Raw genomic sequence first — 23991 nt, 5'->3', positions numbered from 1 at the left:
CGGCCCGTTTCACCTCGACGGCGTTTCTATACCTTATACAGCGCCCCGCCTGGCAACCAGTCGCAGACCATGAAAGGATGTTTTTTCATGGATTAGGGCCCTGCCCGTCGGCCTGAGGATGGCCGCTGCCGGGCAACCCTGATAAAATCGCGCGCCTTCACAGACCACTGACGTTTCAGGTAGCCGCCGCACGCTCGCCGGCCTTGGCCGTCACGGTCGTTTTTAAGAATCCCTCCCTCCTAAAGGCCTGGATCAATGAGCAAGCAACCCTCCCTGAGCTACAAAGACGCCGGTGTAGACATCGACGCCGGCGAAGCACTGGTCGAACGCATCAAGGGCGTCGCCAAGCGCACCGCACGTCCTGAAGTCATGGGTGGCCTGGGCGGCTTCGGCGCCCTCTGCGAGATCCCGGCCGGTTACAAGCAACCGGTTCTGGTCTCCGGCACCGATGGCGTCGGCACCAAACTGCGCCTGGCGCTGAACCTGAACAAGCACGACAGCATCGGCCAGGACCTGGTCGCCATGTGCGTGAACGACCTGGTGGTCTGCGGCGCCGAACCGCTGTTCTTCCTCGACTACTATGCCACCGGCAAGCTCAACGTCGACGTGGCCGCCACCGTGGTCACCGGCATCGGTGCCGGCTGCGAACTGGCCGGCTGCTCGCTGGTCGGCGGCGAAACCGCTGAAATGCCCGGCATGTACGAAGGCGAAGACTACGACCTGGCCGGCTTCTGCGTGGGCGTGGTGGAAAAAGCCGAAATCATCGACGGCTCCAAGGTCGCCACTGGCGATGCGCTGATCGCCCTGCCGTCCTCCGGCCCGCACTCCAACGGCTACTCGCTGATCCGCAAGATCCTCGAAGTCTCCGGCACCGACATCGAAAACACCCAGCTCGACGGCAAGCCACTGGCCGACCTGCTGATGGCCCCGACCCGCATCTACGTCAAGCCGCTGCTGCAGCTGATCAAGGAAACCGGCGCGGTCAAGGCCATGGCCCACATCACCGGCGGCGGCCTGCTGGACAACATCCCACGCGTACTGCCGGCTAACGCCCAGGCCGTGATCGACGTGGCCAGCTGGCAGCGTCCGGCAGTGTTCGACTTCCTGCAGGAAAAAGGCAACGTCGATGAGCACGAAATGCACCGCGTGCTGAACTGCGGCGTCGGCATGGTCATCTGCGTGGCTCAGGACCAGGTCGAGAATGCCCTGAACGTCCTGCGCAAGGCCGGCGAGCAACCTTGGGTAATCGGCAAAATCGCCGAAGCCGCCGAAGGCGCTGCCCAGGTCGAGCTGCAGAACCTCAAGGCACACTGATGCCGAGCAAGACCTGCAATGTCGTGGTACTGCTGTCGGGCTCCGGCAGCAACCTGCAAGCCCTGATCGACAGCAGCCGCATCGACGGCAGCCCGGTACGCATCGGCGCGGTGATTTCCAACCGTGCCGATGCCTACGGCCTGCAACGCGCAGCGGCGGCTGGCATCGACACCGCGGTACTGGACCACAAGGGCTTCGACGGCCGTGAAGCCTTCGATGCGGCGCTGATGGCGCGCATCGACAGCTTTGCACCCGACCTGGTGGTTCTGGCCGGCTTCATGCGCATCCTCAGTGGTGATTTCGTGCGCCACTACCAGGGACGCCTGCTCAACATCCACCCGTCGTTGCTGCCCAAGTACAAGGGCCTGCACACTCACCAACGGGCGCTGGAGGCAGGCGACGCGGAGCATGGCTGCAGCGTACACTTCGTCACCGAGGAACTCGATGGCGGCCCTCTGGTCGTACAGGCTGTGGTCCCGGTTGCCTCCGACGACTCCGTCGAGACGTTGGCCCAACGGGTTCACCACCAGGAACACCAGATCTACCCGCTAGCGGTGCACTGGTTCGCCGAAGGTCGCTTGCGCCTGGGCGATCAGGGTGCGTTACTGGATGGCCAGCCGCTGTCGGCCAGCGGTCACTTGATTCGACCCTAGGAGATTTTATGCGTCGCGCCCTGCTCTTGGCTCTCGCCGTGCTCGCCCTGCCCCTCCAGGCAGCTGATCTGAAGCCGTTCTCGGCAAGCTACACCGCAGACTGGAAACAACTGCCCATGAGCGGCACCGCCGAGCGCAGTCTGGTCAAGAATGCCAACGGTACCTGGGACCTTAACTTCAAGGCCTCCATGATGATCGCCAGCCTGACCGAGCAAAGCACCCTGCGCCAGGAAAACGACACCCTGCTACCACAGAAGTACCACTTCGAACGCGGCGGCCTGGGCAAGGCCAAGAAAGTCGACCTGACGTTCGACTGGAACAGCAAGAAAGTCACCGGTAGCGACCGTGGCGATGCGATCAGCCTGCCGCTCAACCGCGGCGTGCTGGACAAATCGTCCTATCAGCTGGCCCTGCAGCATGATGTGGCTGCCGGCAAGAAAAGCATGACCTACCAGGTGGTCGATGGTGACGAGATCGACACCTACGACTTCCGCGTCCTGGGCACCGAGAAAGTCACCACCAAGACCGGCCAGGTCGAGGCGGTGAAAGTCGAGCGCGTGCGCGACCCGAGCCAGAGCAAGCGCATCACCGAGCTGTGGTTCGCCAAGGACTGGGACTACCTGTTGGTACAACTGCGTCAAGTCGAGACCGATGGCAAGGAGTACGTGATCGTGCTGCAAGATGGCACGGTCGATGGCAAGTCGGTGAAGGGTAACTGATTCACCATCGCGAGCAGCACCTCAAGCCCCGCCTGCGTGCGGGGCTTTTTCATGCGTGCGGGGATCCTTCGTGCTACATGAAACTTGTTTCACGCCCGTTTTATTTACTTAGCCTGCTAACAAACTCTATAAAGAAGGCCTGCGACACAGTGCCGCAGCTAACTGAAAAGTGGAGTTTACCGATGACAGTCCAAGTAACCGAACGCGACGAATCGAAAATGTCCCACGAAGGCCTGGCCGCCGGTGTGCGGATCTGGGACGTGTATCAGCAAGGCCAACTGGTTGGCATGTTCCACCATGAACACGAAGCCCATCAATATCGTGCAGAACTGGAAAACCTCGAGAACCAGCGTCCCACACAATGACAGGGTCTTCAAAAAGAAACCCCGCCAAGGCGGGGTTTCTCGTTTACCACATCAGATCGTCAGGGATCTTGTAGGCGGCGTACGGATCGTCTTCGTCCGCTTCCTCGACGTGGGTGTTCAGCAACAGGATGCGGCCAGGATCGCGCTCCTGAATCTTCACCGCCGCTTCCCGCGGGATCACCTCGTAACCACCGCCGAACGACACGATCGCCAGCGAGCCATTGCTCAGCTTGCTGCGCATCAAGGCGTTGACGGCAATGCGCTTGACCTTCTTATCGTCGACGAAGTTGTAGTAGTCCTCGCTGTTGAGCTTGGGCAGGCGCGTGGCTTCGATCAACTGCTTGATCTGCGCGGCCCGGGCTTTTTGCTCGGCCTTTTCCTGCTGTTGACGGTTCAGCTCCTGGTCACGCTTGGCTTTTTCGGCCATCGCTTCCTTGGCCATGCGCTGCTGGCTGTCATCGACTTCGACCTGGCCCTTGTGCTCCAGGCGTTTTTGTTTCTTTTCGGCCTTGTTGGCCTGCGAGACCTGTTTCTGGTTGACCAGACCGGCCTTGAGCAATTGATCGCGAAGGGAAAGACTCATGGATGTTCACTCACTTATGCAGCCGCTCAGCCGCAGCTGGGCAGGTTCTTTTCCTGACGTTTGGCCTCGCCCCACAGGGCGTCCAACTCATCAAGGTTACAATCTTCGATCGGCCGGCCACTGTCGCGCAATGCCTGCTCGATGAAGCGAAAACGCCGCTCGAACTTGCGGTTGGCACGACGCAGGGCATTCTCCGGGTCTTGCTTGAGGTGGCGCGCCAGGTTGACGGCAGCGAACAACAGGTCGCCGACTTCGTCCTCCAGGGCCTGGCCATCGCCGTCAGCCATCGCCTGCAAGACTTCATCCAGCTCCTCGCGGACCTTGTCCAGCACCGGCAAGGCGTCAGGCCAGTCGAAACCGACGGTGGCCGCACGCTTCTGCAGTTTGGCGGCCCGCGACAACGCTGGCAATGCAGCCGGCACATCGTCGAGCAACGACAACTGTTCCGGCTCGCTCTTTTCAGCGCGCTCCTCGGCCTTTATCTCCTCCCAGCGCGACTTGACCTGGGCCTCGCTCAGGCTGGGAGTGTCCAGTGGCGCATACAGCTCACCGGTGGGAAATACGTGGGGGTGGCGGCGGATCAGCTTACGGGTGATGGCATCGACCACGCCATCGAACTCGAAACGCCCCTCCTCCCGTGCCAGCTGGCTGTAATAGACCACCTGGAACAGCAGGTCGCCCAGCTCGCCCTGCAGGTGCTCGAAATCGCCTCGCTCGATGGTGTCGGCGACTTCATAGGCCTCTTCGAGGGTGTGCGGGACGATACTGGCGTAGTTCTGCTTCAGGTCCCACGGGCAGCCGTATTGCGGATCGCGCAGGCGGGCCATGAGGTGCAGCAGGTCGTCGAGGGTATAGGTCATTGGTGTTTTCCTGGCCGCAGGCGAAGCCCCGATCGCTGGCAAGCCAGCGCCTACAACTGCAGCGCCAAGGCTGCAGGCGCCGTGTCGCCGGCAAGGGACCGCATGGCGGCCCCTGCTTCGAGTCTCACGGGGTTCGATTACGCCGCGTTTCGATGATGTTCGGCAACTGCGAGATCCGCCCCAACAGGCGACCCAGGGCATCCAACCCAGGAATCTCGATGGTCAGCGACATCAATGCGGTGTTGTCTTCCTTGTTCGAGCGGGTGTTGACCGCCAGTACGTTGATCTTCTCGTTGAGCAGCACCTGCGACACATCCCGCAGCAGGCCCGGACGGTCGTAGGCACGGATGACGATATCGACCGGGTAGGTCTGCACCGGTATCGGTCCCCAGCTGACCTGGATCATCCGCTCCGGCTCACGGCCGGCCAGCTGCAGCACCGACGCGCAGTCCTGACGGTGGATGGTCACACCGCGCCCTTGGGTGATGTAGCCGACAATGGCATCGCCCGGCAGCGGTTGGCAGCACCCGGCCATCTGCGTGAGCAGGTTGCCGACACCCTGGATCTGGATGTCGCCACGCTTGCCACTGCGGGTAGCGGGCTTGCGCGAAACCAGGTCGATCTGTTCGATGCGCTCGGGTTCGAGCAACTGCTGGGCAGCGTTGACCAAATGGGCCAGACGCAGGTCGCCGGCCCCAAGGGCGGCAAACATGTCTTCGGCAGTCTTGACGTTGGTCTTCTCGGCCAGGCGCTCGAAATCCACCTGAGGCAGACCCAGACGACTGAGCTCGCGTTCGAGCAAGGTCTTGCCCGCCGCCACGTTCTGGTCCCGCGCCTGGAGCTTGAACCAGTGCACGATCTTGGCCCGCGCCCGCGAAGTGGTCACATAACCCAGGTTGGAGTTCAACCAGTCACGGCTTGGGTTGCCATGCTTGCTGGTGATGATCTCGACCTGCTCGCCGGTTTGCAGGCTGTAGTTGAGCGGCACGATGCGGCCGTTGATCTTGGCGCCACGGCAGTTATGACCGATCTCGGTGTGCACCCGGTAGGCGAAGTCCAGCGGCGTGGCGCCCTTGGGCAGGTCGATGGCGTGGCCGTCGGGGGTGAATACATAGACCCGGTCGGGTTCGATGTCGACACGCAGCTGTTCGGCCAGGCCGCCGATGTCGCCCAGCTCCTCATGCCACTCGAGCACCTGGCGCAGCCAGGAAATCTTCTCCTCGTAATGGTTGGAGCTGGACTTGACGTCGGTGCCCTTGTACCGCCAGTGGGCGCAGACCCCAAGCTCGGCTTCTTCGTGCATGCCGTGGGTACGGATCTGTACCTCCAGCACCTTGCCTTCTGGGCCGATCACCGCCGTGTGCAACGAGCGGTAGCCGTTCTCCTTGGGGTTGGCGATGTAATCGTCGAACTCTTTGGGAATATGCCGCCACAAGGTATGGACGATACCCAGCGCGGTGTAGCAGTCGCGAACTTCCGGTACCAGCACCCGCACGGCGCGCACGTCGTAGATCTGGCTGAACTCCAGCCCCTTGCGCTGCATCTTGCGCCAGATCGAATAGATGTGTTTTGCCCGGCCGCTGATGTCGGCCTTCACGCCGGTGGCGAGCAGCTCGTTCTGCAGTTGGTTCATCACGTCGCTGATGAAGCGCTCGCGGTCCAGCCGGCGCTCGTGCAGGAGCTTGGCAATCTGCTTGTACTGGTCGGGCTCGAGGTAACGGAAGGATAGGTCCTCCAGCTCCCACTTGATGTGACCGATACCCAGGCGATGTGCCAGCGGTGCGTAGATGTCGAACACCTCACGCGCCACGCGCAGGCGTTTTTCGTCGTCGGCGGACTTCACCGCACGAATGGCGCACGTACGCTCGGCCAGCTTGATCAGGGCCACGCGCACATCATCGACCATGGCCACTAGCATCTTGCGCAGGTTCTCGACCTGCGCCTGGGAGCCGAGCACCAGCGACTGGCGCGGGCTGAGGCTGGCGCTGATGGCCGCCATGCGCAACACACCGTCGATCAGCTTGGACACCACCGGGCCAAAACGCTGGCCGACTTCGGCCAAGGTAACCTTGCCTTCACGCACCGAGCGGTAGATGACCGCCGCCACCAGGGAGTCCTGGTCGAGTTTGAGGTCCGCAAGGATTTCGGCAATTTCCAGGCCGGCCTGGAAGCTGGACGTACCGTCGGCCCAGGAATGCTTGGCCGGGTTGCCCTTCTTCTCGATTTCCTGGGCGAACTCGCAGGCCTCCTTGAGCGCCACGCGATCCAACGCCGAATCGACGCTCACCACATGATCCAGCCATGCTTCGAGATTGATACTGCCGTCAGTGTTGACCGGCTGGTGCACTCTCACCTGTACCATCTTTTTTCTACCTTTCCATACAGCGCACCTCGCGGGTGCACTGGCTATCACCGTACGCCTTCCACTCCATGGAAGCCGCACCAAGGGGCCAGCTTGGCTAACCCACTTCGAATAACGCCATGGCCTCGACATGCGCCGTCTGAGGAAACATGTCGAGAATCCCGGCCCTTTTTAACCGGTACCCCTGGCCGACCAGCACCTGGGCGTCTCGCGCCAACGTGGCCGGATTGCACGAAACATAGACCAGCCGCCGTGCCTTGAGGCGTGCGATGTCTTGCACGACCTCGTAGGCACCGTCACGCGGTGGATCCAAGAGTACCGCAGAAAAGCCTTCGGCGGCCCATCCGGCGCCTGCCAAAGGCTGCGATAAATCGGCCTGAAAAAACCGTGCGTTATGCACATTGTTGTTCCGGGCATTGGCCTCGGCCCGATCGACCATGGCCTGTACACCTTCCACTGCCACCACTTCCCGCGCCTGCCGAGCCAGTGGCAAGGCGAAGTTGCCCAGGCCACAGAACAGGTCAAGCACCCGCTCGTCAGCTTGCGGCGCCAGCCAGGCCAGTGCCTGCTCGATCATCGCCGTATTGACCTGGGCATTGACCTGCACGAAGTCCCCCGGCCGCCAGGCAAGCTCGAGCTGCCATGGCTCAAGAACGAACCCCAGTGTCGTAGCGGCCTCCACCGGCGCCGGCTCGCCTTCGCCCTGCAGCCACAGCTGCGCCTTGGCCTCATCGCAGAACGCCTGCAAACGGCTCAGGTCGTCGGCTGGCAACGGTGCCACATGGCGTACCAGCAGCGCCTCGGCGGTGCCACTGAACAACTCCACATGGCCAATGGCCTGGGGTTTGCTCAACGACCGCAGTACGGTCGGCAGGTGGCGCACAATGGACTGCAAAGGCTGTACCAGCACCGCACAGTCGTCGATGGCGACGATGTCCTGGCTGGCTTCGGCGCGGAATCCGACTTCCAGCTGGCGCGTCTTGACGTCCCAGCGCACGGCCACCCGCGCACGACGGCGGTAGCCGAATTCCGGTCCGCTCAGCGGCGCGGCCCATTGCTCGGGCTGCACGCCGGCCACCCGTTGCAGTTGTTCGGCCAGGGTGCGCTGCTTGAGCGCCAACTGCGCCTCATGGGGCAGGTGTTGCAGGTTGCAGCCACCGCAGCGTGCGTAATGGCGGCACGGCGCCTGCCGGCGTTCCGGGCTGGCCTGCAGCACACGTTCAAGACGTGCTTCGACCACCTTGCCGCGGGCATTGAGTACCCGCGCTTCGACCGCTTCCCCGGCCAGGGCGCCACTGACGAACCAGGTCCGCCCGTCATGGAAAGCGATGCCACGGCCGTCACCGGCTAGGCGCTCGATGTCCAGACGCTGCTTCTTGCCCACGGGAACCTGTGGGGTACGGTTGCCGCCGGCCGGCTGGAAGCGCAGGCCGCTGTTGCTTTTTTTCTTGGACATCAGGTTGCGTCGAACAGGCCGGTGGACAGGTAACGGTCACCGCGGTCACAGATGATCGCCACCATCACCGCGTTTTCCAGCTCACGGGACAGGCGCAGCATGGCCGTGACCGCACCACCGGATGACACGCCGCAGAAAATGCCCTCTTCACGGGCAAGGCGGCGGGTGGTTTCCTCGGCTTCTTGCTGGGACATGTCCACCACACGGTCGACGCGGGTCGCATCGAAGATCTTCGGCAGGTACTCCTCAGGCCAGCGGCGAATGCCTGGAATGGCGGAACCTTCCATCGGTTGCAGACCGATGATCTGCACCGCCGGATTCTGTTCCTTGAGGTACTGCGAGCAGCCCATGATGGTACCGGTGGTGCCCATCGAACTGACGAAATGGGTGATGGTGCCTTGGGTCTGCTGCCAGATTTCCGGACCGGTGCTGGTGTAGTGGGCGATAGGGTTGTCGCCGTTGGCGAATTGGTCCAGGACCAGGCCGCGGCCTTCGGCCTGCAATTTCTCGGCGAGGTCGCGGGCACCTTCCATGCCCTCCTCCTTGCTCACCAGGATCAGCTCGGCGCCATAGGCGGTCATCGCGGCCTTGCGCTCGGCGGTGGAATTGTCCGGCATGATCAGGATCATCTTGTAACCCTTGATGGCTGCCGCCATGGCCAGGGCGATACCGGTGTTGCCCGAGGTCGCCTCGATCAGCGTGTCGCCTGGCTTGATCTGGCCGCGCAGTTCGGCGCGGGTGATCATCGACAGGGCCGGACGGTCCTTGACCGAGCCAGCGGGATTGTTGCCTTCGAGCTTGAGCAGGAGGGTATTGCTGGTTTCGCCAGCGATGCGCTGCAGGCGAACCAGAGGCGTATTGCCGACGCAATCGGCGATGGTTGGGTACTGCAAGGTCATGGCGTATTTCACAGTCCGGACGGCAGGGGCGCCTATCATACCGGCAAACCCGGCTTGGCCATATCACGCAATCTGTAGTCGGTATAGCTACAAGCTATAACCCCAGCATTGCTTCGCGGGTGAACCCGCTCACCCGTAGGGGCATTCTATACCTGTCAGCATGATCACCGTGGGAACAACGGTCATCTGACGGTTTCGACCTCATCGCCGGCAAGCCGGCCCCTGCACGAGGATTGAGGTCAATGCGACTCCGCCAGCCGTCGGGATGGGGTTGTCGCCTGCACCGGCAAACGCATGCACAGCCTGAGCCCGCGCTTGCCGTTCTCGGCCCACAAAGTGCCGCCCTGGCGCTGGATCGCACTGCGGGCGATGCTCAACCCCAGGCCGAACCCGCCATCGCCGGGCCGGGAACCCTCGAGCCGGGAAAACGGCGCGAAGATCCGTTCCAGATCCTGTTCGGCAACACCACCGCCGTCGTCTTCCAGCCACAGCCGCCAATGACCGCCTTCGCGCTGGCCACCCAGGCGCACCTGGCCGTTTTCCGGCGAGTGGCGGATGGCATTGCGCAGCATGTTTTCCAGGGCCTGAGCCAAATGATTGAGGTTGCCCTGAACCCAGCAACTGCGGGGCAGTTCGCAATGCATCCGGGCGGCGGCCCAACCGCTTTCATAGCAAGCGTTTTCCACCAGCAGGTCCCACAGTGCCTGAACCTCGATCGGCTCCAGGTTCATCGGGGCACGCTCGGCGTCCTGCCAGGCCAATTGCAGGGTGTCCTCGACCAGCTGCTGCATGCAGTCCACTTCGCGCCCCAATCGTTCCCGCAGGCGCTGCAGGTCGGTTTCACCGTCGCAAGCCACCCGCAAGCGGCTCAGTGGCGTGCGCATTTCATGGGACAGGTCGCGCAGCAACTGTTGCTGCAAGGCCACCGTGCCTTGCAGGCGCTCGGCCATCTGGTCGAACGCACGGGCCAGCTCGCCCAGTTCATCGTGACGGGCGATGGTGCGGGGGTCCAGGCGTGCCGCAAGCTGGTCCGCGCGCCAGGCATTGGCCTGCTCGCGCAGCTGGTTCAACGGCACGATCAGCATGCGATAAAGCCCCACGCACAACAGCAGGGTGAACAGACCAGGCATGATGCCGTTGGTCACGACCTGCCACAGCAAGCGGTACTTGCCAGGGTTCAGCCGCTCCGGCAGCTCGATCACCAGCATGCCCTGCTCGGGCGCGCCGGGGAATGGGATGCGCAACCAGGGCTGGTCGACACTGCGCCGGCTCATGGGCCAGTCGACGCCGCGCAAGCGGGTCAGGCGCTGCATGATATCGGGGGTCAGGGTGGCGCTGTCCAGCGGTTGCAGGCGCGTGTCGAGCACGCCAATCCAACCTTGCTCACGTTGCCGCATCTGCGCCACCCAAAGGTCCAGCCCGGCACGGCCTGCGCTTCGCCAGGCCTGCTCGGCTTCCGACGCATAGCCACGCAGCGTTTGGCGGGCGGGCTCTGAGAGAAACGCGTTCTGGGTTTCCATGTGACGGCCCCAGGTGTAGCTCAGGCCAATCATCAGCAAACAGAAACCCACCAACAGGATGACCAGCTTCCAGAACAGCGAATGGCGGTCGAGCATGGCTCAGTCCATCTCGCCGACGCTGAGCACGTATCCCTTGCCCCAGACCGTGCGAATTTGCCGTTCCAGGTAACCAATGCCCTTGAGCTTGCGGCGGATCTGGCTCACGTGCATGTCCAGGCTGCGGTCATGGCGCGAGTAACCGCGCTGCAGCACTTGCTGATAAAGGAAAGGCTTGCTGAGCACCTCGTCCTGGTTGCGATTGAGCAGGTCGAGCAGGCGGTATTCACTTGGGGTAAGCCCGGCCCACTGACCGCCCAGGCTGACATCGCTACGGCTATCGTCGAACTGCAGCCCGCTTCCGGCCATCTCCTGGCGCGGCGGGTGACGACGCTCCAGGGCCACGCGGCGCAGGATCGCCTCGATGCGCACCTGTAGCTCGGCCATGCTGAAGGGTTTGGGCAGGTAGTCGTCGGCACCGCGCTGAAAACCGCTGATGCGGTCGGCTTCGGCCCCCAGTGCCGACATCAGGATGACCGGCGTGGTGCTGCGCCGGCGCAACTGGGCCAAGGCTTCCAGACCGTTGAGCCCAGGTAGCAGGATGTCCATCAGCACCACGTCGAAGGCCTGGCGACCCGCAGTTTCCAGACCTTCCAACCCGTTACGGCACCAGGTCACCTGAAAGCCGCCGCGCTGCAGCTCTTCATGCAGGTAGGCGCCTAATACCGGGTCATCCTCGATGGCGAGGATGCTGGATGATTGAATAGCTTCGGGATTCATTGGCAACTGTCATGCATTCTCAATTAGACGATTATTGAGCATCGACTCCCCGCAAGGCAACCGAACAACGACCAACGCGCTGCGCCGGCGCACGAAAAGCCAAGCTAATGAGTGCATTCATCGGGCAGGCAGAGTAACTTTTCGCCTTGGTCCGTCCCTCTGGGGACGGCATGCAGGCACATGACAGGAGGCAAGTGTGCTCGATCGTTTGGGAATCAGAAGCCGGGTCTTGCTGCTGGCCTTGTTGCCCGCCAGCCTGATGGCCCTGGTGCTGGGCAGTTATTTCACCTGGCTGCAGCAAAGTGAGTTGCGCTCCCAGTTGCTCCAGCGCGGCAAGATGATCGCCGAACAACTGGCACCGCTGGCCGCGCCAGCGTTGGCCAGAGACACGCCTGCGCAACTGGAACGGATCGCTGCCCAGACACTGGAACAAGCCGATGTACGCGCCGTGGCGTTCCTGGCTCCGGACCGCACGCGCCTGGCTCATGCTGGGCCAAGCATGCTCAATCAGGCGCCCAGCGGTGGCACTGGCACCCAGTTGTTGCAACGCAGCGGCAATGACGCCACCCGCTACCTGATGCCAGTATTCGGCCATCACCGCGACCTGGCCACCGATGCCGTGCCCGCCGAAGCCGAGCGCCTGCTGGGCTGGGTCGAGATCGAGCTGTCCCATGACGGCACCCTGTTGCGCGGCTATCGTAACCTGTTCACCAGCCTGCTGTTGATCCTCGCCTGCCTGGCCCTGAGCGGCCTGCTGGCGATGCGCATGAGCCGCACCATCAACAACCCGATCGAGCGCATCAAGCATGCGGTCAACCAACTCAAGGACGGCCACCTGGACGAACGCCTGCCGGCGATGGGCAGCCACGAGCTGGACGAGCTGGCGCACGGCATCAACCGCATGGCCGAGACCCTGCACAGCGCCCACGAAGAACTGCAGCACAGCATCGACCAGGCCACCGAAGACGTGCGCCAGAACCTCGAGACCATCGAGATCCAGAACATCGAGCTGGACATGGCCCGCAAGGAAGCACTCGAAGCCAGCCGCATCAAGTCCGAGTTCCTGGCCAACATGAGCCACGAAATCCGCACGCCGCTCAACGGTATCCTCGGTTTCACCCACCTGTTGCAAAAGAGTGAACTGTCCCCGCGCCAGCTGGATTACCTGGGCACCATCGAAAAATCAGCCGACAACCTGCTGGGTATCATCAACGAGATCCTCGACTTCTCCAAGATCGAGGCTGGCAAGCTGGTGCTCGACAGCATTCCTTTCAACCTGCGCGACCTGGTCCAGGACACGTTGACCATCCTCGCTCCGGCGGCCCATGCCAAGCAGCTCGAACTGCTCAGCCTGATCTACCGCGATACGCCCACCTCACTGATCGGCGACCCGCTGCGGCTCAAGCAGATTCTGACCAATCTGGTAAGCAATGCGATCAAGTTCACCCGCGAAGGTACCATCGTCGTACGCGCCATGCTTGAGGACGAGCACGAGGACAGCGCGCAACTGCGCATCAGCGTGCAGGACACCGGCATCGGCCTGTCACCGCAAGATGTGCGCACGCTGTTCCAGGCCTTCAGCCAGGCCGACAACTCGTTGGCACGCCAACCCGGAGGCACCGGCCTTGGGCTGGTGATTTCCAAGCGCCTGATCGAGCAGATGGGCGGCGAGATCGGTGTCGACAGCACTCCGGGCGAGGGCTCGCAATTCTGGATCAGCCTGAGCCTGCCCAAGGCCCACGACGACATGGAAGAGCGGCCGCTGCAACCGCTGCTGGGACGCCGGGCCGCCATTGTCGACAGCCACGAACTGGCCCGCCAGGCGCTTGAGCACCAGCTGGAAGATTGCGGATTGAGCGTCAGCCTGTTCGCCACCTACGACCAGTTGTTGCAAGGTGTACAGGCCGCCCACCAGGCGGGCCAGCCATTCGAGTTCGCCGTGCTGGGTGCCAACCTGGGCAACCTCTCGCCAGAGCAGTTGGGCCATTACCATCAAGCGTTCGAGCGCTGTCAGTGCCAGTGCGTTGTGCTGTGCCCCACCACCGAGCAGGCGCTGTACCACCCGTACCTGCCCAATGGCCACGGCCAGTTGCTGTCCAAGCCAACCTGCACGCGCAAGCTGCGACGGCTGCTGCTGGAGCTGGTGCAGCCACGTCGCCCGCAGAGTGAAACAGCAGCGGGCAATGGCCATCGCCAGCCGAAAATCCTCTGCGTCGACGACAACGCAGCCAACCTGCTGTTGGTGAAAACCCTGCTCGAAGGCCTTGGCGCCGAGGTGCTGGCGGTGGACAACGGTTATACCGCGGTGCAGGCCGTGCAGACCGAACCGTTCGACCTGGTGCTGATGGACGTGCAGATGCCTGGCATGGACGGTCGCGCCTGTACCGAACAGATCCGCCTGTGGGAAAACACCCAGAGCGGCAACCCGCTGCCCATCGTCGCCCTCACCGCCCACGCCATGGCCAACGAAAAGCGCGCCCTGTTGCACAGCGGCATGGACGACTACCTGACCAAGCCGATCAGCGAACGCCAATTGGCCCAGGTGGTGATGAAGTGGACCGGCATGAGCCTGGGCACACCACCGCGGGAGCGGCCGGACGAGCCACAGGACGAGAACCGGGAGCTGCCGGTGCTGGACCCCGAGGAAGGTTTGCGCCTGGCAGCTGGCAAGCCCGACCTTGCCGCCGACATGCTGGCAATGTTGCTAGCCTCGCTGGAAGACGACCGCGAAGCGATCCGCGCGGCGCGAGAGGCCGAGGATCAGTTGGCGCTGATCGAACAGGTGCACCGGCTCAACGGCGCCTCGCGCTATTGCGGGGTGCCGCAGTTGCGGGCGGCGTGCCAGCGCAGCGAGACCCTGCTCAAGCAGGACCACCCACAGGCGGAGCAGGCATTGGACGAGCTGGATGGGGCGATCATCCGCCTGGCGGCCCAGGCGCGGCTCAGCGCCTGAGTGGTTCGGGGATGGGGTTTGGCGACGGGGTTGTGGCGTTTTTGAGAGCGAGCGCCGCCCACGCGGCGCATCGCGAGCAAGGCTCGCTCCTACGTTTGTTTCAGGCCAATGAATCCTGTGGGCTTTGCGCGCGACCGTTTTCGGATTGTACAAACCAGGCGGTCGCGCGCGTCCGGCACAGACATAATTGGCCCTAAACAAACGTAGGAGCGAGCCTTGCTCGCGATGCGCCGCGTGGGCGGCGCTCAATCTACCCAACACCCGAGAAACCAAGCAAACGCTCACAAAGGACGCCAACCATGCGCGCACTGTTGTTCAGCAGCCAGCACTACGACCAGGAAAGCTTCACCCAGGCCGCCGCTGAAACGGCCCTGGACCTGAACTTCCAATCTGCCCGACTGACCCTCGACACCGCCCCGCTCGCACAAGGTTTCGAAGTGGTCTGTGCCTTCATCAACGACGAACTCGACGCGCGGGTACTGGAGCGCCTGGCCGCTGGCGGCACCCGCCTGATCGCCCTGCGTTCGGCTGGCTACAACCATGTCGACCTGACCGCCGCCCAACGCCTGGGCCTGACCGTGGTGAGGGTACCGGCCTATTCACCACACGCCGTGGCCGAGCATGCCGTGGCCCTGGTATTGGCGCTCAACCGCCGCCTGCACCGGGCCTACAACCGCACCCGCGAAGGCGATTTCACCCTGCATGGCCTGACTGGCTTCGACCTGTACGGCAAGACCGTCGGCGTGGTGGGCACCGGACAGATCGGCACCGCCTTTGCCCGCATCATGGCCGGGTTCGGTTGCCAACTGCTGGCCTACGACCCTTTCCCCAATCCCGAACTGCAGGCTCTGGGCGCACGCTACATGGCGCTGCCCGATCTGTTGAAACAAGCGCGAATCATCAGCCTTCACTGCCCGCTGACGGAGCAAACCAAACACCTGATCAATGCCCAAAGCCTCGCCCAACTGCAACCCGGCGCGATGCTGATCAACACCGGTCGCGGCGCCCTGGTCGACACCCCTGCGCTGATCGACGCACTCAAGCGCGGCCAGCTTGGCTACCTGGGGCTTGATGTCTATGAAGAGGAAGCACAGCTGTTCTTCGAAGACCGTTCCGACCAGCCGCTGCAGGACGATGTGCTGGCACGCTTGCTGACCTTCCCTAACGTGATCGTCACCGCGCACCAGGCGTTTCTGACCCGCGAAGCGCTGGACGCCATCGCCGCGACCACCCTGGAAAATATCATCCGCTGGGCGGCAGGCAATCCGCAGAATCTGGTCTCGGGTTGATGCTAGGATACGCGGCATTTCTGGAGGACCCATGGTCGAACACGATTTCCGCTACACCCTTTTCAATCCGCAACACACCCTGATCGAATGCCGCGCCCTGGTGCCGGGCCGTTACCAGGTCACTGGCAACGGCGGTTCGATGCACAAGGATGACGTTCTGCTGGTCACCCTCAAAGGCAGCAAGGACCTGTCCATGCGCCTGACCGTGGAAAGCGTGCGCCACCTGATCAATCCGCGCGGCCAATGGGTCGCCGTGGCCAGCGGCCCGGTGTTCAATGAGCTGGAGATCCTCACTTGGCAGGTCGCCTGCGATCACTGCGACGCCGTGCTGGACTTCGAGTTCGCCGTGGACGCCAAGCTGGGCAAGAAAGCCCGTCAACCGGCGGCCAGCGCCCGCATCGCAGAGCTGGGTTGGGCCAGCCGTGGCGACAAGCACCTGTGCCCGCGTTGCCAGGAGAGCGCCGAGTGAAGAATCTGCTGACCGGCGCGCTGATTGCCACCGGCCTGCTCGGCTGTGCCACCGAACCTTCGCAGCTGCAGCAGGAGCGCAGTTATGTGCTGGAGTGGATCGGTGAACGCCCGCTGATCGACTACAGCCACCTGACCCTGACCTTGGCCAGCGACGGCCGTGCCTATGGCAACGCAGGCTGCAACCACTGGTTCGCACCCTATACCCTCGATGGCCAGCAACTGCGCTTTGGCAAGGTCGGCAAGACCCGCAAACTATGCGCGCCCGCATTGATGGAGCAGGAAAAACGTTTCCTGCAGGCTCTGGAGACGGTGCAACGCTGGGATGTATCGCCCATCGAACAGATGCGTTTCTGGCCGGCCGAGGGCAAGCCGCTGCGTTTCTGGCCTGAGGAAGGTTGATGGCAACACCCGCCCTATCGCCAGCCAACCGGCGATAGGGCGGGCACTGGCCTGCATCAAGCGCCCTTGAGCGCCTTGATCTTGGCCTGCAACCCTTCGAGGGTCTGCTCGCCCATCAATTGCTCACGCACCTTGCCCTTGTCGTCGATGATGTAGGTCACCGGCAACGCCTCGCTACGCGGCAGGTCATAACGTTCGGCTGGGTCCTGGGCCAGCACGGTGAAAGCGATGCCGAGCGTCTCGGCGGCCTGCTTCAGGTCCTGCCCCTGCAAGCCATCGAAGTTGACGCCCACCACCTTGATACCCTCGCTCGCCCATTGCTTGGCCGCGGCGTTGAGCTCTGGAATTTCGGTCCGGCACGGACCACACCACTCCGCCCAGTAATTGAGCACCACCCAGTGCCCGTCGATCTGCTCGGCCTTCACCATCTTGCCATTTTGGTCCACGCCGTAGTCGGCACCGCAACCACCGAGCAACAGGCTCGCGGTGATGGCCAGTACTGCTGCCAAACGCCTTGCCATGGGTCAATCCTTCTCGAAGTTTCAAGCAAATGGGTCAGTCGCTGCGGTTAGAATAGCTGCCACACCCCGCTGGATGCGAACCAACATGACTGACTTGACGCTCTATCATAACCCGCGCTGCTCAAAATCCCGCGGCGCCTTGGAACTGCTCGAAGCACGAGGCTTCGCGCCAACCATCGTTCGCTACCTGGAAACACCGCCGGATGCCGCTACCCTCAAGGCACTGCTGGGCAAGCTGGGCATCGCCCCGCGCCAATTGCTGCGTACTGGCGAGGAGGAGTACAAGGCCCTTGACCTGGCCAACCAGGCACTCACCGATGCCCAGTTGATCGACGCGATGGTCCAGCACCCGAAACTGATCGAGCGCCCGATTCTGGTCGCCGGTGACAAGGCCGTGGTCGGCCGGCCACCCGAGAAAGTCCTGGAGATTCTGCCGTGAGTGAACCCTACGTTCTGGTGCTGTATTACAGCCGTCATGGCTCGACCAGCGAGATGGCCCGACATGTCGCGCGCGGTGTCGAAATGGCCGGCATGGAGGCGCGCCTGCGCACCGTACCGGCGATCTCCACCGAATGCGAGGCTGTGGCCCCAGACATCCCGGCCAGCGGCGCACTGTACGCCACCCTGGACGATCTGCGCCATTGCGCCGGCCTGGTGCTGGGCAGCCCGACCCGTTTCGGCAACATGGCCGCACCGCTGAAGTACTTCCTCGACGGCACCAGCAGCCTGTGGCTGGGCGGAGAACTGGTCGGCAAACCGGCCGGCGTGTTCACCTCCACCGCCAGCCTGCATGGCGGCCAGGAAACCACACTGTTGTCGATGATGCTGCCGCTGATGCACCACGGCATGCTGGTGATGGGCCTGCCCTACAGTGAGTCGGCGCTGCTCGAGACCCGCGGAGGCGGCACGCCATATGGCGCCAGCCACCATGCCGGTGCCGATGGCAAGCGCGAACTGGACGAGCACGAGATCGCCCTGTGCCGAGCCCTTGGCCAACGCCTGGCGACCACTGCCAAGGCCCTGGAGGCCGCGCGTGGCTAAAAAACCCAAGGTTCTGCCGCCACTGGCCTGGCTGGAGCCTCGCCTGCGCTTGACGCGGGCGCTGAGCCTGGCGTTTTTCCTTGGCCTGATCACGCTGTTGGCGGTGAACAATTTGTTCTTCGCCAACCTGCACGGGGCGCGGGTCGGGGTGATTCTGGCCATCGAACTGGTTCCCCTGCTGTTGCTGCTGCCGGGCATGCTGAAGGGCAGTGCCCGGGCGCATGCCTGGACCTGCTTCGTGGTGAACCTCTATTTCATCAAAGGGGTGCTGGCAGCGTTCGACCCAGCCCGAGCGCTGTTTGGCTGGGTCGAGGTGCTGGTGAGCCTGGGGTTGTTCGTCAGCGGCCTGCTGTTTGTACGCTGGAAGTTCCAGCATGAGCGGCGCCTTGCTGGCGAAGGGAGCTGAATTTCAGGGGCCGCCGTGCGGCCCCGAAAGCCTCAATGATTCACGGTATGCGCCAGCATCACCGACAGCTGGCACAATGGCCGCCCGCTCTCTTCGTGCCACTGGTTGAACGCTTGCTGCACCAACGCCAGGTCTCGCTGACTGGTCGGCGCCTTGTCGATGATGCCCTGGGCAATCAATGCCGCTGACATATCCTCGGTGGGGATGAACGTATCCTTGCCCACCATCCGCAGAAAACGCGGCGCCGAAAGGCCGCCCAACTGATTGCCATGCTTGGCCAGGTACTTCCACAAACCAACGATGTCGGTTACCGGCCAGTCGGCGATGAACGCACCGAAGCTGCCCTTGTCCTTCTGCACGTCCAGGATCATCTGCGCATTGCGTGGCACGCTCTTGAGCTTGCCCAGGTGGCGGATGATGCGCTCGTCCTGCATCAACCGCTCCAAGTGCTCGGCCCCCATCAGCACGACCTTCTCTGGGTCGAAGCCAAAGAACACCTGCTCGAAAGCCGGCCACTTGGCATCCACCAGGCTGTGCTTCAGTCCAGCACGGAACACCCGCAGGGCCAGGGTCGACAGGTAGCGGTCATCGCTGATGTCACGCAACTGCTCCGGCGACTTGGGCTGTGGCAGGAACGTCTCCAGCGCCTGGGCCGAGCCGAAGCGGTTCAGGCAGTATGTGTGCAGCCACTGGTAGTCGCGCATGGGCTCAGATGTTCAGCACGTCGAGGAAGCGCGGGGTGGCGTTCTCGTCGATCTTCAGGCTGGTGAAGTCGAACAGGTTGCGGTCGGCCAGCTGCGAGGGCGCCACGTTCTGCAATGCACGGAAGATGCTCTCGGTACGACCAGGGTGCTTGCGCTCCCATTCCACCAGCATGTCCTTGACCACCTGGCGTTGCAGGTTTTCCTGCGAACCACACAGGTTGCACGGGATGATCGGGAACGCCTTCATGTCGGAGTAGGCCTGGATGTCCTTCTCGCTGCAATAGGCCAATGGGCGTATCACCACATTGCGGCCATCGTCGGCACGCAGCTTGGGCGGCATGCCCTTGAGGGCGCCGTTGAAGAACATGTTGAGGAAGAAGGTTTCGACGATATCGTCGCGATGATGGCCCAGAGCCATCTTGGTCGCGCCGATCTCGTCAGCGAAGGTGTACAGGGTGCCACGGCGCAGGCGCGAGCAAAGGGAGCAGGTGGTCTTGCCCTCTGGCACCAACTCCTTGACCACCGAGTAGGTGTCCTTCTCGACGATGTGGTACTCGACGCCCAGCGCCTTCAGGTAGGCCGGCAACACGTGCTCCGGGAAGCCTGGCTGCTTCTGGTCCATGTTCACCGCGACGATCTCGAACTTGATCGGCGCCACCTTCTGCAGGTGCAACAGAACGTCGAGCATGGTGTAGCTGTCCTTGCCGCCGGACAGGCAGACCATGACCTTGTCGCCATCCTCGATCATGTTGTAGTCGGTGATGGCTTCGCCAGCGAGGCGACGCAGGCGTTTTTGCAGTTTGTTCTGGTTGACCGAGAGGGTGCCCATAGCGCTTGGATCCGCGAGGTGTGACAAAAGCCGGCTATTTTACGCACAAACCGAGCCTGGGCGTAGGGCTTAGCCAGTGAAAGACATGCAATTCCGATAAAGGCCCCAAGGTAATCAACACCCGTCTTGACAGCGCAATTTGCTCTAAAAAGTCGGTTTTGTGCGTGGAACGGCTTCCTATACTGCGACTTAAGGCCACATTACCGCTTGCATCGGTGTTCAGGCCTCAGGCCGCTTGCGCTCCATTTGGGGGGCGGTTGGCAACATTGAGAGGAGTGACCGGCATGATTCATCACGTTGTTGGGCTGTTTACTCATCCCGACCAGGAATGGCGGGAAATTCGTGGCGAGGAAGAAAGCATCAGCCACATGTACCTGACACACACTTTGATCCTGGCAGCGATCCCTGCCGTATCGGCATTCATCGGCACTACCCAGGTCGGTTGGGTCATCGGCGACAGGCCGGCGGTGATGCTGACCATGGAAAGCGCGCTGTGGATGAGCATCATGTCCTACCTGGCGATGCTCGCCGGGGTGGCGGTGATGGGCGCCTTCATTCACTGGATGGCCCGCACCTACGACGCCAACCCTTCCATGGCGCAATGCATCGCCTTTGCCACCTACACCGCGACCCCCCTGTTCCTCGGCGGCCTGGCGGCACTCTACCCGCACCTGTGGCTGGGCATGCTGATCGGCACCGCGGCCATCTGCTACACCGTCTACTTGTTGTATGTCGGCTTGCCGACCTTCATGAACATACCGTCCGACGAGGGCTTCCTGTTCTCGAGTTCGGTATTGGCAGTGGGGCTGGTGGTCCTGGTGGCTATCATGGCCGCCACGGTCATCATCTGGGGCTTGGGCGTGGGGCCCGTTTACACCAACTAGATCCAACCAACACTGGGGCATCAAACCAAGGGCCGCCGCAAGGCGGCCTTTGGCTGTCTGCTGACCGGCGGCTCGGCAAGCCGCTTTTGCTTGCGGCATAATGCCCGGTCAGGAGAACCACCCCGCCATGCCAGAGCTGCTCAAACAACGCGTCGAAACCTGTTACCAGCAAGCCGAAGCCTTCTTCAAACGCCCCTTTGCACGCCCCGAAGTCAGTTTCAAGCTGCGCGGGCAGAAAGCTGGCGTCGCCCACCTGCACGAGAACCTGCTGCGCTTCAACCTTCAACTGTACCGTGAGAACCAGGAAGACTTCCTGCGCCAGACCGTGGCGCACGAAGTGGCGCACCTGGTCGCTCATCAATTGTTCGGGGACCGGATCCAGGCCCATGGCGAGGAATGGCAGTTGATCATGCGCGGGGTGTATGAACTGCCCCCTCATCGGTGCCATAACTATGAAGTGCAGCGGCGGGTGGCGACACGGTACATCTATCGGTGCCCGTGCCCGGGGAGTGATTTCCCGTTCACCGCCCAGCGGCACAAGCTGGTGCGCCAGGGTCGGCGTTATCTGTGCCGGCGGTGCCGGGAAATCCTGGTCTACAGCGGGGAAACCCGCGTCGAGTGACCCCGGCGGCAGCGAAACGTCTCGTCCAGTTGCCGTGGGGCTTACGATCAGAGCAGCAGATCGTCAGCGGTGAAGGTCTTCACACCGACCAATTGAATCTCGAAATCTACCTGGGGGCCATGGATGCTGCCCGACAGTATTTCGTTTTCGAAACGGATCTGACCTTTGTCGGTGAACGCTTCGCTGCCAATGTAGGTCAGGGACTCCAGCCCCGAGGATTGCGCCAAGCCTCGCAGATCGACGCGATCACCCTCGGCACCGTTGAAGTCGGTGATGATATCGCGCTTCTGGCCAACGCCCATGTCCACCAGCTTGGCGAACACGAACAGATCAGCCCCCCTGCCACCACTGAGAATATCGGTGCCAGGCCCACCTTCGATCGCATCATCGCCCTGGCCGCCGAAGATGACATCGTTGCCAGTGTCGCCGATCAGGACATCGTCATCCTTGCCGCCATGCAGGTAATCGTGGCCCTTGCCGCCGTCGATCACGTCGCTACCCTTGCCGCCACGCAGGACGTCAGGACCGTCGCCACCTTCCAGCTCATCGTCGCCACCTTTACCGAGGATGACGTCGGCGTCATCTCCGCCCACCAGGCGGTCATTGCCCTTGCCACCGACAAGTACACTGTCGGTGTGGTTATTCAGATCATTGGATTGAGTCATTACCTTGAATTCCTGTAAAGCCGAAAATTTAACCTGCTGTAATGCGAAACAACGTTCGCGTTGCCATTGCAGTGAGGTCGAATCTAGCAACAACGGCTGACAGACATCAGGTAACCAATCGGACGTACAGGCGCGAAAAACACACTTCTCGGGTAGGACATTTCCCCCCTAAAAACAGAACAAAAAAAGCCCATCCGAAGATGGGCTTTTCAACACTACAAGCGCTCGATCAACGGGCCGGGCCTTCAGCCACACCCAAGTCGTCGGTCGGACGAGTGTCGATCAGCGGCGCACCGCCGGATGCCAGTTCGGCGGCCAGGGTGTCGTTGTCCATTTCCTTGACCCATTTTGCCACGACCACGGTGGCGACGGCGTTGCCGATCAGGTTGGTCAGGGCGCGGGCTTCGGACATGAAGCGGTCGATACCGAGGATCAGCGCCAGGCCGGCAACTGGCAGGTGGCCAACAGCCGACAGGGTGGCCGCCAGGACGATGAAGCCCGATCCGGTTACGCCCGCGGCACCTTTGGAAGCCACCAGCAGCACCAGCAGCAAGGTGATCTGATGGGTGATATCCATGGTGGTGTCAGTAGCCTGGGCGATGAACACCGCAGCCATGGTCAAGTAGATGGAGGTGCCATCGAGGTTGAACGAATAACCGGTCGGGATGACCAAGCCGACTACCGACTTCTTGGCGCCCAGACGCTCCATCTTGGCCAGCATGCGTGGCAGGGCCGACTCCGAAGAGGAAGTACCCAGTACGATCAGCAGCTCTTCACGGATGTAGCGAATCAGCTTGAGGATGCTGAAGCCGTGGGCACGGCAGATGCCGCCCAGCACGATGAGGATGAACAGCAGGCAGGTGATGTAGAAGCAGGCCATCAGGTAGCCCAGCTGTACCAGCGAACCCACACCGTATTGACCGATGGTGAAGGCCATGGCGCCGAATGCACCGACCGGCGCCAGCTTCATGATCATGTTGATGATGTTGAACATGACATGGGCGAAGCGGTCGATCAGGTCCAGCACCGGCTTGCCGTAGCTGCCCAGGCGGTGCAGGGCGAAGCCGAACAGCACCGAGAACATCAGCACTTGCAGAATATCGCCGTTGGCGAAGGCGCCGACGATGGTGTTCGGAATGATGTTCAGCAAGAAGCCGACCGTCGTCTGCTGCGCGCCGGCGGCGGCATAGGCGGCCACGCTGCTGGCATTCAAGGTGCTGACGTCGACGTGCATGCCTGCGCCCGGCTTGACTACGTTGACGACTACCAGGCCGATGATCAGGGCGATGGTGGAAACGATTTCAAAGTACAGCAGCGCGTAGCCGCCGGTCTTGCCGACCGACTTCATGCTCTGCATGCCGGCGATACCGCTGACCACGGTGCAGAAGATGATGGGCGCGATGACCATCTTGATCAGTTTGACGAAACCATCACCCAAAGGCTTAAGGGCGACGCCGGTTTCGGGGTAGAAATGGCCGAGCAGGATGCCGATGGTGATGGCAACGATCACCTGGACATACAGGGACTTGTACAGCGGCTGACGTGTCGTCATGGCTAATTTTCCTCAAGTGTGCCGGCTTCACCCTTCCCAGGGTGTCGGGGCACCTGAATCGCTAACCCTCCTGCACCCGGAGGGATTTGTCGTTGTGTTCGAGCTGCC

At 62.4% G+C, this 23991-nt stretch carries 25 protein-coding genes; 13 read left to right on the top strand and 12 right to left on the bottom strand.

What is annotated here, in order from left to right; translation table 11 throughout:
* The first annotated feature begins 255 nt into the window (after window positions 1–255).
* The 4 genes from purM (at window position 256) to IF103_RS05975 (ending at window position 3051) form a co-directional block, all read left to right on the top strand.
* The gene (purM, locus tag IF103_RS05990; RefSeq protein ID WP_023379162.1) at window positions 256–1314 is read left to right on the top strand and encodes a phosphoribosylformylglycinamidine cyclo-ligase; all 1059 of its coding nucleotides are present in this window, start codon (window positions 256–258) and stop codon (window positions 1312–1314) included.
* The gene (gene purN / locus IF103_RS05985) at window positions 1314–1967 is read left to right on the top strand and encodes a phosphoribosylglycinamide formyltransferase (protein ID WP_202675931.1); all 654 of its coding nucleotides are present in this window, start codon (window positions 1314–1316) and stop codon (window positions 1965–1967) included. The genes purM and purN overlap by 1 nt, the downstream gene beginning before the upstream one ends.
* Window positions 1968–1975: 8 nt before the next feature.
* Window positions 1976–2686: a DUF3108 domain-containing protein gene (locus IF103_RS05980; protein WP_023379160.1), complete on the top strand. Its 711-nt coding sequence runs from the start codon at window positions 1976–1978 to the stop codon at window positions 2684–2686.
* A gap of 182 nt (window positions 2687–2868) precedes the next feature.
* Window positions 2869–3051, top strand: a complete 183-nt coding sequence (locus IF103_RS05975; protein ID WP_023379159.1) for a hypothetical protein — start codon at window positions 2869–2871, stop codon at window positions 3049–3051.
* Between the two features lie 43 nt (window positions 3052–3094).
* Here the strand turns inward: IF103_RS05975 and IF103_RS05970 are convergent, their stop codons facing one another.
* The 7 genes from IF103_RS05970 to IF103_RS05940 all read right to left on the bottom strand — a co-directional run bounded on the left by IF103_RS05970 (window position 3095) and on the right by IF103_RS05940 (window position 11547).
* Window positions 3095–3634, bottom strand: coding sequence for a DUF2058 domain-containing protein (locus IF103_RS05970; RefSeq protein ID WP_023379158.1), 540 nt, complete (start codon window positions 3632–3634; stop codon window positions 3095–3097).
* A 26-nt stretch (window positions 3635–3660) separates the two neighbouring features.
* Window positions 3661–4494, bottom strand: coding sequence for a nucleoside triphosphate pyrophosphohydrolase (gene mazG, locus IF103_RS05965; protein WP_023379157.1), 834 nt, complete (start codon window positions 4492–4494; stop codon window positions 3661–3663).
* A 124-nt stretch (window positions 4495–4618) separates the two neighbouring features.
* Window positions 4619–6856 carry a GTP diphosphokinase gene (relA, locus tag IF103_RS05960; protein WP_023379156.1) on the bottom strand — a complete coding sequence of 746 codons (2238 nt, stop codon included), beginning with the start codon at window positions 6854–6856 and terminating at the stop codon, window positions 4619–4621.
* Between the two features lie 97 nt (window positions 6857–6953).
* Entirely contained in the window at window positions 6954–8312 is a 1359-nt protein-coding gene (gene rlmD / locus IF103_RS05955; protein WP_104882871.1) for a 23S rRNA (uracil(1939)-C(5))-methyltransferase RlmD, read from the bottom strand.
* The gene (gene cysM, locus IF103_RS05950) at window positions 8312–9211 is read right to left on the bottom strand and encodes a cysteine synthase CysM (protein WP_202675930.1); all 900 of its coding nucleotides are present in this window, start codon (window positions 9209–9211) and stop codon (window positions 8312–8314) included. The genes rlmD and cysM overlap by 1 nt, the downstream gene beginning before the upstream one ends.
* Before the next feature lie 239 nt (window positions 9212–9450).
* Window positions 9451–10827 (bottom strand): HAMP domain-containing sensor histidine kinase, encoded by a 1377-nt coding sequence (locus IF103_RS05945; RefSeq protein WP_023379153.1) that lies wholly within the window; start codon window positions 10825–10827, stop codon window positions 9451–9453.
* A 3-nt stretch (window positions 10828–10830) separates the two neighbouring features.
* Complete coding sequence (locus IF103_RS05940; RefSeq protein WP_023379152.1) at window positions 10831–11547, bottom strand: response regulator transcription factor; 717 nt, start codon at window positions 11545–11547, stop codon at window positions 10831–10833.
* A gap of 196 nt (window positions 11548–11743) precedes the next feature.
* On the opposite strand from IF103_RS05940, the gene IF103_RS05935 reads away from it, so the two are divergent.
* The 4 genes from IF103_RS05935 to IF103_RS05920 all read left to right on the top strand — a co-directional run bounded on the left by IF103_RS05935 (window position 11744) and on the right by IF103_RS05920 (window position 16659).
* Window positions 11744–14500 carry a response regulator gene (locus IF103_RS05935; RefSeq protein WP_041925442.1) on the top strand — a complete coding sequence of 919 codons (2757 nt, stop codon included), beginning with the start codon at window positions 11744–11746 and terminating at the stop codon, window positions 14498–14500.
* A 299-nt stretch (window positions 14501–14799) separates the two neighbouring features.
* Window positions 14800–15789 carry a 2-hydroxyacid dehydrogenase gene (locus tag IF103_RS05930; protein WP_027906905.1) on the top strand — a complete coding sequence of 330 codons (990 nt, stop codon included), beginning with the start codon at window positions 14800–14802 and terminating at the stop codon, window positions 15787–15789.
* Between the two features lie 31 nt (window positions 15790–15820).
* Window positions 15821–16258: a hypothetical protein gene (locus IF103_RS05925; RefSeq protein WP_023379147.1), complete on the top strand. Its 438-nt coding sequence runs from the start codon at window positions 15821–15823 to the stop codon at window positions 16256–16258.
* A complete protein-coding gene (locus IF103_RS05920; RefSeq protein WP_023379145.1) occupies window positions 16255–16659 on the top strand; it encodes an META domain-containing protein in 405 nt (134 codons plus the stop codon). Before IF103_RS05925 ends, IF103_RS05920 begins: the two co-directional genes overlap by 4 nt.
* A 56-nt stretch (window positions 16660–16715) precedes the next feature.
* Here the strand turns inward: IF103_RS05920 and IF103_RS05915 are convergent, their stop codons facing one another.
* Window positions 16716–17180, bottom strand: a complete 465-nt coding sequence (locus tag IF103_RS05915) for a TlpA disulfide reductase family protein (protein WP_023379143.1) — start codon at window positions 17178–17180, stop codon at window positions 16716–16718.
* A gap of 85 nt (window positions 17181–17265) precedes the next feature.
* Here IF103_RS05915 and arsC point away from each other — a divergent pair, with 85 nt between their 5' ends.
* From arsC to IF103_RS05900, 3 genes are read left to right on the top strand one after another with little or no spacing between them, the layout of a single operon-like run.
* On the top strand, window positions 17266–17619 hold the full coding sequence (arsC, locus tag IF103_RS05910; protein WP_023379141.1) for an arsenate reductase (glutaredoxin): 354 nt from the start codon (window positions 17266–17268) through the stop codon (window positions 17617–17619).
* Complete coding sequence (gene wrbA / locus IF103_RS05905) at window positions 17616–18221, top strand: NAD(P)H:quinone oxidoreductase (protein WP_023379139.1); 606 nt, start codon at window positions 17616–17618, stop codon at window positions 18219–18221. The genes arsC and wrbA overlap by 4 nt, the downstream gene beginning before the upstream one ends.
* Window positions 18214–18627, top strand: coding sequence for a DUF2069 domain-containing protein (locus IF103_RS05900; RefSeq protein ID WP_023379138.1), 414 nt, complete (start codon window positions 18214–18216; stop codon window positions 18625–18627). Before wrbA ends, IF103_RS05900 begins: the two co-directional genes overlap by 8 nt.
* Window positions 18628–18659: 32 nt before the next feature.
* On the opposite strand, the gene IF103_RS05895 is transcribed toward IF103_RS05900, so the two are convergent.
* Both IF103_RS05895 and ttcA read right to left on the bottom strand, forming a co-directional pair.
* Window positions 18660–19331, bottom strand: a complete 672-nt coding sequence (locus IF103_RS05895) for a DNA-3-methyladenine glycosylase I (RefSeq protein ID WP_023379136.1) — start codon at window positions 19329–19331, stop codon at window positions 18660–18662.
* A 4-nt stretch (window positions 19332–19335) separates the two neighbouring features.
* Window positions 19336–20160 carry a tRNA 2-thiocytidine(32) synthetase TtcA gene (gene ttcA, locus IF103_RS05890; protein ID WP_023379134.1) on the bottom strand — a complete coding sequence of 275 codons (825 nt, stop codon included), beginning with the start codon at window positions 20158–20160 and terminating at the stop codon, window positions 19336–19338.
* 284 nt (window positions 20161–20444) lie between these two features.
* On the opposite strand from ttcA, the gene IF103_RS05885 reads away from it, so the two are divergent.
* Together IF103_RS05885 and IF103_RS05880 are read left to right on the top strand one after the other, a co-directional pair.
* Window positions 20445–21044: a Yip1 family protein gene (locus IF103_RS05885; protein ID WP_104882089.1), complete on the top strand. Its 600-nt coding sequence runs from the start codon at window positions 20445–20447 to the stop codon at window positions 21042–21044.
* A gap of 127 nt (window positions 21045–21171) precedes the next feature.
* Complete coding sequence (locus tag IF103_RS05880; protein ID WP_023379132.1) at window positions 21172–21666, top strand: SprT family zinc-dependent metalloprotease; 495 nt, start codon at window positions 21172–21174, stop codon at window positions 21664–21666.
* Window positions 21667–21713: 47 nt separating this feature from the next.
* Here IF103_RS05880 and IF103_RS05875 read toward each other — a convergent pair whose 3' ends face one another.
* The gene (locus IF103_RS05875) at window positions 21714–22331 is read right to left on the bottom strand and encodes a calcium-binding protein (RefSeq protein ID WP_023379131.1); all 618 of its coding nucleotides are present in this window, start codon (window positions 22329–22331) and stop codon (window positions 21714–21716) included.
* A 229-nt stretch (window positions 22332–22560) separates the two neighbouring features.
* Window positions 22561–23883, bottom strand: coding sequence for a dicarboxylate/amino acid:cation symporter (locus tag IF103_RS05870; RefSeq protein WP_023379130.1), 1323 nt, complete (start codon window positions 23881–23883; stop codon window positions 22561–22563).
* Window positions 23884–23991: the final 108 nt, after the last annotated feature.

Origin of the sequence: Pseudomonas sp. SK2 (assembly GCF_016772395.1) — a bacterium.
GTDB lineage: Bacteria > Pseudomonadota > Gammaproteobacteria > Pseudomonadales > Pseudomonadaceae > Aquipseudomonas > Aquipseudomonas taiwanensis.
This window is presented reverse-complemented; position numbering and strand designations above follow the sequence as displayed.

Excerpts from the sequence above, each read along its gene's own strand:
- purM (WP_023379162.1), top strand. The coding sequence starts at position 256 with ATGAGCAAGCAACCCTCCCTGAGCTACAAAGACGCCGGTGTAGACATC.
- purN (WP_202675931.1), top strand. The coding sequence starts at position 1,314 with ATGCCGAGCAAGACCTGCAATGTCGTGGTACTGCTGTCGGGCTCCGGC.
- IF103_RS05980 (WP_023379160.1), top strand. The coding sequence starts at position 1,976 with ATGCGTCGCGCCCTGCTCTTGGCTCTCGCCGTGCTCGCCCTGCCCCTC.
- IF103_RS05975 (WP_023379159.1), top strand. The coding sequence starts at position 2,869 with ATGACAGTCCAAGTAACCGAACGCGACGAATCGAAAATGTCCCACGAA.
- IF103_RS05970 (WP_023379158.1), bottom strand. The coding sequence starts at position 3,634 with ATGAGTCTTTCCCTTCGCGATCAATTGCTCAAGGCCGGTCTGGTCAAC.
- mazG (WP_023379157.1), bottom strand. The coding sequence starts at position 4,494 with ATGACCTATACCCTCGACGACCTGCTGCACCTCATGGCCCGCCTGCGC.
- relA (WP_023379156.1), bottom strand. The coding sequence starts at position 6,856 with ATGGTACAGGTGAGAGTGCACCAGCCGGTCAACACTGACGGCAGTATC.
- rlmD (WP_104882871.1), bottom strand. The coding sequence starts at position 8,312 with ATGTCCAAGAAAAAAAGCAACAGCGGCCTGCGCTTCCAGCCGGCCGGC.
- cysM (WP_202675930.1), bottom strand. The coding sequence starts at position 9,211 with ATGACCTTGCAGTACCCAACCATCGCCGATTGCGTCGGCAATACGCCT.
- IF103_RS05945 (WP_023379153.1), bottom strand. The coding sequence starts at position 10,827 with ATGCTCGACCGCCATTCGCTGTTCTGGAAGCTGGTCATCCTGTTGGTG.
- IF103_RS05940 (WP_023379152.1), bottom strand. The coding sequence starts at position 11,547 with ATGAATCCCGAAGCTATTCAATCATCCAGCATCCTCGCCATCGAGGAT.
- IF103_RS05930 (WP_027906905.1), top strand. The coding sequence starts at position 14,800 with ATGCGCGCACTGTTGTTCAGCAGCCAGCACTACGACCAGGAAAGCTTC.
- IF103_RS05925 (WP_023379147.1), top strand. The coding sequence starts at position 15,821 with ATGGTCGAACACGATTTCCGCTACACCCTTTTCAATCCGCAACACACC.
- IF103_RS05915 (WP_023379143.1), bottom strand. The coding sequence starts at position 17,180 with ATGGCAAGGCGTTTGGCAGCAGTACTGGCCATCACCGCGAGCCTGTTG.
- arsC (WP_023379141.1), top strand. The coding sequence starts at position 17,266 with ATGACTGACTTGACGCTCTATCATAACCCGCGCTGCTCAAAATCCCGC.
- IF103_RS05895 (WP_023379136.1), bottom strand. The coding sequence starts at position 19,331 with ATGCGCGACTACCAGTGGCTGCACACATACTGCCTGAACCGCTTCGGC.
- ttcA (WP_023379134.1), bottom strand. The coding sequence starts at position 20,160 with ATGGGCACCCTCTCGGTCAACCAGAACAAACTGCAAAAACGCCTGCGT.
- IF103_RS05885 (WP_104882089.1), top strand. The coding sequence starts at position 20,445 with ATGATTCATCACGTTGTTGGGCTGTTTACTCATCCCGACCAGGAATGG.
- IF103_RS05880 (WP_023379132.1), top strand. The coding sequence starts at position 21,172 with ATGCCAGAGCTGCTCAAACAACGCGTCGAAACCTGTTACCAGCAAGCC.
- IF103_RS05875 (WP_023379131.1), bottom strand. The coding sequence starts at position 22,331 with ATGACTCAATCCAATGATCTGAATAACCACACCGACAGTGTACTTGTC.
- IF103_RS05870 (WP_023379130.1), bottom strand. The coding sequence starts at position 23,883 with ATGACGACACGTCAGCCGCTGTACAAGTCCCTGTATGTCCAGGTGATC.